Below are 10,846 nucleotides of genomic sequence, written 5' to 3'. Positions count from 1 at the left end.
GATCATGAGTCGGACTCCAGGCGACGGTCGAGCTCGACGTGGATCGCGTCGAGCACGCCGCGCAACCACGCCTCGCGAGTCACGCCGTCATCGGTGGGGTCGTACGAGCCACCGAGGCTCTGGATCTGGCGCTGCAGCCCGTCCTCACGGTCGTCGTCCGCGACGCCGGGCTGCTCCAGGAGGCCATCGATGTCCGCCGACGCGGCAAGGAGCTGCGGCACCCGGGCGCCGTCGACGAACGCGGTCACCGCGGCCGCGGAGGACTCGAAGTCCTCGCGCCAGTCTTGGCTGAGGTAGCCCGCCAGAAGCGTCTTGAGCGCCATCAGAACACCATCCCGGTGAGGATCTGCCAACCGAACTCGAACGCCTCGTTGGGGATGAGCACCACCCGAACGAGACTGGATAGCAACACTGCGTTGCTGTTCCGGGAGATGATCTCACCGATCTCCTCACCCACGTCGAACTCGATCGGCAGGCGTGGGGTGGGGCTCGACAACCATTCCTCGATCTCCGGAAGGTTGGCACCGATGGTCTTCTCGATGCCCAATTCCGCCACCCCTCGATCGAAGAACCTCGAGGCCTCCGGGTAGTCGTTGAGCCGGTCGAGGAAGTCCTCGTCGCTGAGGTCGACGTGCTTCTCGAGGGTGTGGCCCCGGCCGACCTCGTGCTCGTCCAGATCGATGGGCCGACCGTTCTCGACCCCGAGCTCGCCGGCCTCGGACGCACCGCCGATCGCAGCCTCCTCCTCCGACGCCGCGGCGGCCACATCGAGTCCAGCGGTCTCGACCAACGCGACGCCCGAGGTGGTGGCGGCCACGGCCGTCTCGGTCGCCACCACCGGGAACGCGGCATCGGCCAGCGCCAGCGCGCCCACCTCGGTGGTCAGGACGGCCGCCGCCCCCGTCGCGATCTCCACCGCGCCGCCTACCTCGGCGGCGACGGCCGCACCGGCAGCAGCGTCGGACCCGCCGAACGTGAAGACCGTCAAACCGATCCCCACCACGGCGGTCACGCCGGCCGCAGCGACGGCGATGTTGTACTTGTTCTGGGAGTCGTGGAGCTTGTCGGCGAAGTGATCGAGACGGCCAGATAGCTTCCGGAACGACGATGCCAGTTCCTCCATCGCATCGGTCATCTTCTTGGCTTCAAGGTCGAATGAATGTCGACTGGACCCTTCCCAATCACACATCTGACCCCGAATGACGGATGCGATGTCGCGCTCGGCAGTCTCAATGGTGCGCGCGGCGGTGTTCCATGCGTCGGCTGCATGGTGGATATTGCCCGGGTTTCCCTGTGGTTTACCCGGCAGGTGCATCCGCAATCGCTATTCTGTCGACTTCTTCTCGGCGGTCGCCATGTTGGTCGAAGCCGTGTCCAATGCCTTGGCAAATGAGGCCAACGACTTGCTGAGATTGTCGAGGGCATCCTTCGAGTCGGCGATGGCCGAGCGCGCCGCATTTGCCGCGTTGCCGCCGCCGATGTCATGAGGAAGGTTGGACGCGTGGTCCTCCAGCTTCGACTTGACCTTCTTGATGGCGCTGGCCTGGTCAGAGAACGATGATGCGACCTTCGCCAGTTGATCTGGATCGACCTTGAACGATCCCATCACGCCTACTTGAACGTGTTCGCGGCCTCTGCCTGCGAGTAGTTCTGGACGGCCCGGGTGGTGTTGTCACCGATGCGGCGGAGGGCATCGTTCATCTGCTTGAACGCGGTGTCCCACTCGGTGAAAACGGTCTGGAAGGAGTCATGTGCAGTTCCCGTCCAGTAGCCCGAGACGCCGCCGACGGTGCTGCGCAGCGCGCTGATCTCCGAGTCGATGGTCCCGGACTTCGTCTTGATCTGGTCCGCCGCCGCCTGCAGTTGCTCTACGGATACCTTGATGTCCATTTCGTTCTCCCCCGATAGATAGTCACGTCACGATACTTGGGTTACGTTCGAGCTGCAACGGTAAATTTCAGGCGCTGAGCACCTGGATTCGCACCAGGGTCGCGTCGTCACTCATCAATCCATGGTCGGCTCGGCAGGAATCGACGAAGGCGCGATACGCGGCCTCGTCCATGCGGCAGAACCGGTCGAGGGTGGCCTCGTCGGTGTGCTCGACCAGCCATTGACCGAGACCGTCGGTGAAGAGGAAGAAGGAGTCGCCCGACCCGCAAACGCCCTGGCTGGTCCGAACCTCCGCGGACGTCGATCGGTCGGTGAACGCCCCAGGAACGGAGTCGTACTGACCTCGGCTCTGGAGCGACGAACGCATGGCAACCGACCCGTCCGAGCGGAGGTGCATGAGGTTGACGTCGCCCACAGCGGCAAACCACCAGTGGTGGGCGTCGGTGGCGAAGATGCCAAGCGTCGACGCTGAGGCCTTGAGGTCGACGCCGAGCGGGACCTTGGGCGGCGGCCGGTGCCTGGTCCACTCCGAGACCGATCGGACCCATGCATCGGCGAGCGCGTCCTCAAGGCTCGTGACGACGGCCTCGAGGGTTGCACCGGTGAGCTCCGCGGCCCAATCCCTAGGTGCCAAGGAGCCACCGACGCCATCGGCAATCACGGCAACTCCACGATCGGCATCGCATGCCGCCGAGTCCTGGTTCGCGTCGGGCTCGTCGGGATCGCGCGCCAGCGTGAGGGCCTCCATGTGCACGATGGATCCGCGTGGCTTCAATGCGGCTGGTCCTTGTTGACCGAGCCCCACTCGAAGATCCGCTCGAGGATCGACCAGTTTCCCGCCCCGCCCGGCCCGGGCTGACCCGCACTACCGGGGCCGCCCTCACCGGCACCGGCGGCCCGCGTGCTGGCATAGAGCCGACGACCGTGGTGGGTCGAGCCCTGCGGCAGCAAACCCTTCTGCACCGCGGTGGCGACGAGGTTCGGGTGCATCGGGCTGGCCAGGCGCCAGAGGCGCCGGACCCCGTCACCCTCCATGCTCTCGCCCGCCGGCGGAAGCTCGGCTTCGGTGGGGAACAACAGGGCATCCAACCTGGGGTCGTCCCCTTCCGGCGTCCCGATGTTGATCAACAGCGGCGGTCCATCGATCAACCTGACGGGACCGCCCTCCGGTGACGTCGGGTAGCAGTCCCCCGTCGAGAGGCGCTGCGCCCAGTGCTCGACCGGCGTGGGGGTCAGGTCATCATCGGTCGGACGGCCGTCGGTCACGTTCAGAATCACCGGTGCGGGGAGCGGAAAGCGGCGGTCCTCCCGGCCATCCTTCGTGGTGGCGAGCTGCTGGGCGACGAAGTTGTGGATCACCGTGCCGGTCCGCTTCACCGCCGCCCCCATCGGCGTCCAGCCGTCAGCCCGGGACTGGATGAACTGGCGGGTGCCATCGACCAGGTCCTCTGGTCGCGCTTCGAGATCGAAGATCTGCGAGATCGACAGCACGGGGTCGGCCTGATCGAACTGATCCGAGGTCCGGTCGAACAACGAGACGATCTCGGGATGGGCCTTGTCCTTCCCGCCATAGCCAAGGGCCGCGGCATACATGCGGTCGGCCAGCGATCCATCGTCCTTGCTGCACAACGTGCCGAGGAGCCGAAGCGTCTGGTTGACGTGCTTGTCCACCAGGTCCTTCTTGGGCACACCACCGGATGGCTCCAGCATCGATCGGGACTCGTCGATCAGAAAGACGACCAGCTTGGGGGCCTTCGTCTGCGATTTGGCCTGGTAGTAACGAGCCGATTCGGGCGATCGATCGGCATCGGTCTCGGGCATCAGGTCTCCTCGGGTTGGGATGGATCGGGCGCTTGACCAGTTGCAGTTTCGGCACCGGCCGACCCGCCGGGACCGCGGATCTCGGCGAGTGGTTCGTGGAGGACGGTCAGCTTCAAGTCGAATTGGCCAACACGGCGGACCAGCGTCCGGTTGCCCGAGATCGAGTACGAGCCGAGCGATCGATCCGTCGACGTGGAGGTGGCGCTGGGAGGCGGATGCGGGTCCCGGGCTGGCCGGGCGGCCGGATTGGATCTGGTGGAGGGGACCACCGGCTCGGGCTCAGAGGTGACCTGGCCGGAAGAGTTGGGTGATCCATCGGGTTTGCCGGTCTCTCCCTTCGACCCCTTCCCGTCGATGGCCAACTCGGCCCGAGGAGCGGTCACCACGTGGACGACGAGCAGGACCGCCTCGAGGAGCACCACGATCCACACGACCTTCGCGCCCAACGCGAAGGGCCATCCGGCCACCGCGCCGACGACGGCCGCCAACGCGCACGGGATGGCCACTTCGATCCACGAGCGTGACGCCTTCACGACACCGTCCCCTGGCAGACGATGAAGTTCAGCTGAGGCCCGCCGACTGGAGGACCGACCGTGATGACGGCCTTCCGCGAGAGCGAGATCGACTGGAGCTCCTGCGGCTGCATCTCGAACTTGATCCCCTCACCCTGGTGGCCGGTCGAGAACCAGAACACCGCGCGGCCCCCGGTGTTCTTGATGATGAACCCCTGAACGGGCCGTTCGGTGCTCCACGTGGCCGTCTGGACTGCGTCGGCATGGCAGCCAGTAGGGGGCTCCGCCGACGGTACGTGACGAATCGCGAGCGTCAGGTCGGGCCGCGCCTGCGTGGTGGTCGTCTTGCGGGCGATCGTCGTCGTGGCGGTGGTGGTCGTCGAAGCACCCGAACGGTCGGTGGTGACTGACGGGCCTGAGGGGCTCGACGGGCTCGCCTCCGCCCCGTGGTGCCGCACGACGTGGTGCACACCTCGCGACGCGACGAGGCCGATCGCGAACGCCGCCACGACGGGCGTGAGCCCTTGCGCGGCTGCATGCAACTGCTTCCTCATGACCACACCCCGAGATCCGAATCGAACGGAACCGCAGGCGGCCCATCCTGTTGGCACCACTGCAAGAGCTGATGGACGGATGCGAGGGCCCGACGGTCCGTCACGTGCTGGAGCTCGGACCACAGTTCGCTGTCGCCCGGATTGCGCAGGTCATACTCCGTGAACAGGACGCACACGTCGCTGGCCAACTCGACGAGCTCGGGCTTGTTCACGATGCAGAGCAGGGCCGCGTGGATCAGGGTCGCCGAGAAGGTGTCCATGTATCGGCCCCAATCGGACACGGACATCCGATTGGGGTGCTGGTACTCCTCATAGCCCACGCCGGTGCTCGGGGTCAGGCCCGGCATCCAGACGTCGTCGTAGTCGATGAAGAAGACAGCTTCCGACGTGGTGACCCGGATGTTGCCGGACTGGAGATCGCCATGGGCGAAGGGGTATTGGCGCCGATCGAACGCACTAATGCGCCGAGCGAAGTTGTCAGCCAGACGGCTCATCCGGATGGTGTCATCGGCATGGGCGAGGACATGGGCAGCCAGCGACTCGCCGGGCACGCGACTCATCACCACGGCGTCGAGCACGTTGCCGCCGCCGAGGTCCACCGCTTCGGACACCAGCTCGGTCGGCACCAGGCCGAGCTCGTTGCGTCGCTCCTCGGGAAGGGCGGCGATCGATCGATAGCGAGCGCGCCCGTTGGCGTCGGCGCCTCCGGTCAAGGCAAAGCGGGCGACGCGTTGGACGCCATCGGCGCCGACGAACGGGTACGCCTCTGCGTTGTTGCCGCGCCAGGCCTTTAGTGCCCCGGCAGCATCCCGCTCGAACTTCGGTTGGTGCAGTCGGGTGTTCGATTCGATGGCCGGATCCGACAGCACGTCGACGAGCGTGCGGATCGGGTCGGCGGGAGGGCGGGGCGGTTCCGCCGATCGTGCCGCAGGACGTGGGGGCCGTGCCGTCGACCGGGTCGAAGGCGGACGCTGGGCGGCCGGCCCGGGCGCCGCCGGTGGCGCCGGCGGGGGCCCCTCGACGGGCCGCTGGGCCTTGCGCCCGTGCCCGACGATGAAACCGCCGATGATGACCGCGGCGATGACCCCAATGACCACGCCAATCACCGGCACCCGCCCCATTTCCCCTCATTCCGCCCTACGATCGAGGCCGGTCCAGGCGCATGATGGCAAACGCAGGTTCGAAGCGCAACAGGCCTCGGGCGCACGCTCAGGGGGCACCGTTGCGTTGAGGGGCCCACAAGTCGGGACCGGCGAGGCTTGTGGGATGGAGCGCCGCCGGTCCTGCCCGCCGATCCACGGGGACTCGGTGGCCTTCGCCGGCTACCGGTTTCTACCGGAGGTCATCGTGCTGGCCGGCCGCTGGTACCTGCACTTCGGGCTGTCGTACCGCAATCTCGAGGAACTCCTCGCAGAGCGTGGCATCGAGGTCGACCATTGTCACGCTGTATCGGTGGGTGCAACGCTTCACGCCGTTGCTGGTCGAAGCAGCTCGGCGCCGTCATGGTGTTGGTGGCCGATGGTTCGTCGACGAGACCTACGTGAAGGTCGCGGCCGGGGGGTGGCCGGTGCGAATAGCCGGAGCCGAGATGCCACTCCGATACCTAGCGTCACGATGGCCGACCAACACACCCCGCCCCGCGAGCGACCGGAGCCCGTACCCACCTCACAAGTTGCCAAGACGAACCTCGCCGTCGAATCACCTTTCCCAAGCGTCTGAGACCGCCTTAAGTTAGGCCGACCTGGGTCTTGCTGATTGCGATGCCATTCTGGAAGATGACTGATCCGGTCGAGAACTCGGCAACGCCATCCCACGAATATCCCTCGGTCTTGGTCCCTCCAAGCTCGGTGGATGTAACGAGCTCTCCACCTGACCCGACGATTCCCTTGACCTGTGAATAGGTCATTCCTGTCTGGATTTCGGTGAACTCAGCCATCGTCATCTTGGAGTCCTGTTCCTTTTGGTACTCCCGCTGATCGTCTTCTGCCTGCACATTGCGCATGTCGCCCATGCACTTGTTGATGGCGGTACGTGCTTCTGCTTCGGTACCTACGGCCGACCATCTGTCGTCCCAAACCAGCGCAGGATCTGAGTCGAAGTCAGAGACCCCTTGAAGGCAGGCGCGCTTGATCTCCTCGTTCATCTCCTGCAACCGCTCCTGGCGCACCCCAGTGGTGAGGATCGTCGTGGTCGAACGAGATTCCACGGCAGACGTGGTGTGGGAGGTGGAGGTCGGCTCGGCGGAGGAGGCCACGGTTGGGGAAGGGTTCGCGGCATGGGAATTTTGTCCGGCGCCACATCCAGCTAACACCGTGACCAGTCCGAACAGAGTGCACAGCAGCACCCGCGGATCCCTAGCGACACATTCGTGAGTAGGAAGCTTCCACCGCATTAACTCGAGGCTAGTTGGGTGCCGTCGGGCATGGGCCGAGCTGATGGCGGCTTCGCCGTGGCTAGGAACCCGATGCGAGCGCGGGGAGCGCTGGTAGGCCTCTCGACGCCGGTGGAGTCGGATTCGCCGACGGCCGTCGGTTCGCCCGAGGTGCAAGGCGCCCGCGGTTCCCTCCTGCCCCAGTCTGATCACTCGAAGCGAAGGTTCAAGCCAGGTACCGCATAGATAGACCATTTGCTGCGGTACGCCGATCCAGCTGGGCCAGATCCGGCAGGTCAACCTCCTCGTCGACGTCCGTCGGCTCCAACGCGTTTGCTGCGATAGCGGCAGGCGCCGAGCGTCGGGCCATCCCGGACCCTGACGCGTGCAGCGGGCAATCTGTGACCGGTGGAGGCGGGAGTGAGCTTCGAGGCGACGGTCGACAAGATCGTCCTGAAGCGTGTGGTCCGACAGGCCATGCGGGTGGTGCCGGCGTTCTCCGAGTCGACGCTGCGCAGTCAGGTGCTGGGGCTCACGGCAAGCGGTGGTGGACTCACCGTCGAGGCCGGCAACGGCACCGAGACGGTTAGTCAGCAGGTGCCCCTTGTCGACTGCGGCGACGGTGACGGCGACGTAGCCGTGCCAATCCGGTTGCTGTCACGCATCGTGACGCGCTTGCCCGACGGACTGGTGCACCTCTCAGCGGACACGAGGGTCTTCACCATCTCGGCAGGATCGTTCGAGACGACGTTCCCCCACCTGACCGACGACGAGGCCGACCGTCCACTTCCGCCTGCCGATGTCCGCTATCGAGCCACGCTGCCGGCATCGGTGTTGTCCGCGGGGTTCAACCATCTCGCACTCGCCCTGGCTCACAGCCGGGCCTGGGGTGCCGCTCTGACCGGGATCGAACTCACGACAGCACCGGGACTCCTGCGCTTCGCCGCCACCGATCGCACACAGCTCGCACTGGTCGAGCTGCCCGGACCCGACAACCGGGTACCGGGATCCGCCCACGGCCAGTCCCTGCTGCTGTCCAGGTCGGCGCTGAACGCAATCGCCACCCTCCTCCCCACCGACGGGCAGGTTCAGCTCAGCATCGGTGACGACCAAGCCGACCTCTCAATCGGCCCGCTGGCCCTGAGGTGCCGGCTCCAAAACGACCCGTACCCGGACTACGCGCCCATCGTGAACACCATGACCACCCGCCGGATCGAGCTCTCCAGAACGAAGCTCGGCGCCGCGGTCGAGCGGGTCGCGATCTTGGCCGGCAGCGCTGATGCGGCGACCGTGTGGATCGAGCTCGGCGCCGACGAGGTCCGTGTGCGCGCCACCGACCTCGAAGTGGGCGAAGCGATCGAGACCAGGCCAGCCGCGGTCACCGGCGGCTCGTGCGAGCTCGGCCTCTACCTGTGGGGATTGCTTGCCATCGTCCGCCGGCTGCGCGGCAACGACCTGATCATCGAGTTCGGCCAGACCGCCAAAGCAATCACCATCTCCACCAGCGAACACCCTGCGTTTCGCTACCACCTGCTCCCCGTCACCACAGCTCCACCGCCGTCTCGGGTCCTCGCCATTTGCCGAGCACACCCGGATTCATCCTGACGGGAATGCCACCGCCAGATGTCGGGCCAGCGCAGCGCGCTGCGCCTCATCGAGCGGTCCAGGGCTACCGCCTGCGTCGTTGCGGACGTCGAGCATCGGGGCCAGGAGGTGCTTGCGCCAGGTGACGGTGACGCCATCGATAGCGAACGGTTTCGCGGACCAACCGGTTTGGACGTCCACGAAGCACAGGACACCGCGGACCGGAACCGACTCGAAGGCCGCACCCGATAGAGCACGAGCGACCGCGTCGATCTGCTTGGAGACGCCGGCGATGAGCTTCGTCTGGTCGCGGCCACCGACATAGATGCGCACATCGGTGTTGAACCAGCCGCCCACATCACGCCGCTCGAGCTTGCCGCCCAGGTACCGCTTGGCGTCAATCACCCAGATTCCCGTCGGGGCAGCGACGAGGTGGTCGATGTTGGCACGCGAGCCCGGCATGCGACGGTCGTGAAGCACTTCGATGCCCTGGGGCCGTGCCTGCTCGAGATGGGCACCGACCTTCTCCTCCCCTATGGCGCCTTGGTCCCACACCTTGGTCGAGGTGGGGTCATCGGTGACCGCCAGCAGGAACCCTCCAACCTTCGGGTGACGGGCTCGAACCCGCTGTTCGCGTAGCCGCGAGCGGCGCTGGCGTTCCGCCCGGGCTCCGGCCCCCGCGATCCCGCGCAGCTCATCGTCGAGAGTTGGAGGCTCGTCTTCAGCTGTAGCGCCCGCCATGCGCTTGGTTGCCGGCAGCTGGGGTGAACCGGGCTCGATGGCCACCTGTGCGCCAGGTTCATTGGGGGGAACACAACCGAAGCACGTCACCGTCTTGGCTGAAGCGTCCCACCAGGCATCGGTACCTCGCACGAGCGCTCCGCTGCACCCTGCGCACCTGCCCGCGTAGCGGAGCCGCATCTGCCTCATTCGCCGCCGACCTCCATGGGCCAGAACCCTAGGGCGGTCCACCTCCACTGCCGGGAGGACCAGGGACCGCTCCTGCTGTGGTCCGGGTCAGGAGCTTCGTCGCTGGATGCCCCGAGCGTCATCCGGAGGGCTCATCTCGCGGGTGGACCACCCACGTCATCCCGCCAGCGACAACGTCCCCATCGGCTGGCCTGTGCGAGGCCGGCGTTGGTCTGCAACGCTTCACGGCTACCACCAAGGAGCGCTGCGGATGGATCCGTGGCGGGAAGAATCGGTGCGGCGAAGGAGGTAACGGTGGCCATCGGTGTGTTGGAGGCTCGCTATCTGGCGGTGCACCCTGGGGCGACGACGGGTTTGGAGTTGTGTCGGTTCTTCCAGCATCGACCAGACGAGTGGTTCACGCATTCCCAGATCAAGGCGCAGCTTGGGTGCAGCGATCGGATCATCCGCGAACACGTCCCCGAGGCGCTCAACGGTGAACGGGTGACCATCGAGGTCGACAAGAGCCAGCGAGCGTGGAGGTACCGGTACCAAGGCCCCTGATCTGCACCAACCTCCGCGACCTGCCGAGCCCTTCGGTCGGCATCGCGAAAGAGGTCGTCACTCCACGGCCTCCGCCGGGGGGAGCAGCGCCTGGCTGGGCTTCGATCTGAGTGTTAGTGGCCGCTGGTTCCGGGCCGGTCACGCCGACCACACGGCTTGGAGTTCCCGGTTGGTGACGCCGCCTTTTTCGTTCGGCCTATCGAGCACGCCACGGCAATCGACGGCTTTCAGTCAGCCATTCCGGACACTGTTTTCGACACGGACCTGGAGTGGCACGCCAGACACCGGATCGGTGCCGTCTCGCTGAAGTGGCCTCCGCACTGACACGGTCCAGCCAGGATCGGCATTCGCCGCATGCGGAGCTCCCAGACTTCGGGACTAGCCGGCTCGATTCCTGGCGGATCCGACTCTTCGAGTTCGGATATGGATACGAATCTGGACGTGCCACATCGATCGCACCGCGGAAGAAAGCCGCTCATGATGGGACCATCGACCTGCTCATCTTGATGTCCACAGTCCCTGCAGATCACCCTCAAGATCGTGCCCATACCGCCTCCGTTCTGCTCAACCAACCGCGCTCAGGAGCTTGTGGCAATCGGCTGCCCTCTCCCCTAAGCCACCTGAGGGTGTGGAGTTGACCC

The 10,846-nt window shown here is 66.0% G+C and carries 13 protein-coding genes and 1 pseudogene; 3 read left to right on the top strand and 11 right to left on the bottom strand.

From position 1 onward, the window contains the following. Nucleotides 1-2 precede the first annotated feature (2 nt). From ACPPVX_RS14955 to ACPPVX_RS14915, 9 genes are all read right to left on the bottom strand, one after another. Entirely contained in the window at nt 3-323 is a 321-nt protein-coding gene (locus tag ACPPVX_RS14955; RefSeq protein WP_426571362.1) for a contact-dependent growth inhibition system immunity protein, read from the bottom strand. Next, on the bottom strand, nt 323-1,315 hold the full coding sequence (locus tag ACPPVX_RS14950) for an RNase A-like domain-containing protein (RefSeq protein ID WP_426571361.1): 993 nt from the start codon (nt 1,313-1,315) through the stop codon (nt 323-325). Before ACPPVX_RS14950 ends, ACPPVX_RS14955 begins: the two co-directional genes overlap by 1 nt. Before the next feature lie 9 nt (nt 1,316-1,324). Further along, the gene (locus ACPPVX_RS14945; protein ID WP_426571360.1) at nt 1,325-1,606 is read right to left on the bottom strand and encodes a WXG100 family type VII secretion target; all 282 of its coding nucleotides are present in this window, start codon (nt 1,604-1,606) and stop codon (nt 1,325-1,327) included. Nucleotides 1,607-1,611: 5 nt separating this feature from the next. Continuing rightward, nucleotides 1,612-1,890: a WXG100 family type VII secretion target gene (locus ACPPVX_RS14940; RefSeq protein WP_426571359.1), complete on the bottom strand. Its 279-nt coding sequence runs from the start codon at nt 1,888-1,890 to the stop codon at nt 1,612-1,614. Nucleotides 1,891-1,957: 67 nt separating this feature from the next. Next, nucleotides 1,958-2,638, bottom strand: coding sequence for a protein phosphatase 2C domain-containing protein (locus ACPPVX_RS14935; protein ID WP_426571358.1), 681 nt, complete (start codon nt 2,636-2,638; stop codon nt 1,958-1,960). A gap of 23 nt (nt 2,639-2,661) precedes the next feature. Further along, nucleotides 2,662-3,711: a hypothetical protein gene (locus ACPPVX_RS14930; RefSeq protein WP_426571357.1), complete on the bottom strand. Its 1,050-nt coding sequence runs from the start codon at nt 3,709-3,711 to the stop codon at nt 2,662-2,664. Continuing rightward, complete coding sequence (locus ACPPVX_RS14925; RefSeq protein ID WP_426571356.1) at nt 3,711-4,244, bottom strand: hypothetical protein; 534 nt, start codon at nt 4,242-4,244, stop codon at nt 3,711-3,713. Before ACPPVX_RS14925 ends, ACPPVX_RS14930 begins: the two co-directional genes overlap by 1 nt. Next, entirely contained in the window at nt 4,241-4,777 is a 537-nt protein-coding gene (locus ACPPVX_RS14920) for a hypothetical protein (RefSeq protein WP_426571355.1), read from the bottom strand. Before ACPPVX_RS14920 ends, ACPPVX_RS14925 begins: the two co-directional genes overlap by 4 nt. After that, the gene (locus ACPPVX_RS14915) at nt 4,774-5,898 is read right to left on the bottom strand and encodes a hypothetical protein (protein WP_426571354.1); all 1,125 of its coding nucleotides are present in this window, start codon (nt 5,896-5,898) and stop codon (nt 4,774-4,776) included. The genes ACPPVX_RS14920 and ACPPVX_RS14915 overlap by 4 nt, the downstream gene beginning before the upstream one ends. A gap of 145 nt (nt 5,899-6,043) precedes the next feature. On the opposite strand from ACPPVX_RS14915, the pseudogene ACPPVX_RS14910 reads away from it, so the two are divergent. Further along, a pseudogene (locus ACPPVX_RS14910) lies at nt 6,044-6,341 on the top strand (IS6 family transposase); the annotation flags it as partial. Nucleotides 6,342-6,503: 162 nt separating this feature from the next. On the opposite strand, the gene ACPPVX_RS14905 reads toward ACPPVX_RS14910, so the two are convergent. After that, on the bottom strand, nt 6,504-7,121 hold the full coding sequence (locus tag ACPPVX_RS14905) for a hypothetical protein (RefSeq protein WP_426571353.1): 618 nt from the start codon (nt 7,119-7,121) through the stop codon (nt 6,504-6,506). Between the two features lie 447 nt (nt 7,122-7,568). On the opposite strand from ACPPVX_RS14905, the gene ACPPVX_RS14900 reads away from it, so the two are divergent. Then, nucleotides 7,569-8,753, top strand: coding sequence for a hypothetical protein (locus tag ACPPVX_RS14900; RefSeq protein ID WP_426571352.1), 1,185 nt, complete (start codon nt 7,569-7,571; stop codon nt 8,751-8,753). On the opposite strand, the gene ACPPVX_RS14895 is transcribed toward ACPPVX_RS14900, so the two are convergent. Continuing rightward, on the bottom strand, nt 8,745-9,518 hold the full coding sequence (locus tag ACPPVX_RS14895; RefSeq protein WP_426571351.1) for a nuclease-related domain-containing protein: 774 nt from the start codon (nt 9,516-9,518) through the stop codon (nt 8,745-8,747). The genes ACPPVX_RS14900 and ACPPVX_RS14895 overlap by 9 nt on opposite strands. A gap of 438 nt (nt 9,519-9,956) precedes the next feature. Between ACPPVX_RS14895 and ACPPVX_RS14890 the strand changes: the two genes are divergently transcribed. After that, nucleotides 9,957-10,205: a hypothetical protein gene (locus ACPPVX_RS14890; RefSeq protein ID WP_426571350.1), complete on the top strand. Its 249-nt coding sequence runs from the start codon at nt 9,957-9,959 to the stop codon at nt 10,203-10,205. Nucleotides 10,206-10,846: the final 641 nt, after the last annotated feature.

Origin of the sequence: Aquihabitans sp. McL0605 (assembly GCF_049993875.1) — a bacterium.
Classification (GTDB): Bacteria; Actinomycetota; Acidimicrobiia; order Acidimicrobiales; family Iamiaceae; genus Aquihabitans.
Note: the sequence above shows the minus strand (reverse complement) of the source record. Positions and strands in the feature narration are given on the sequence as shown.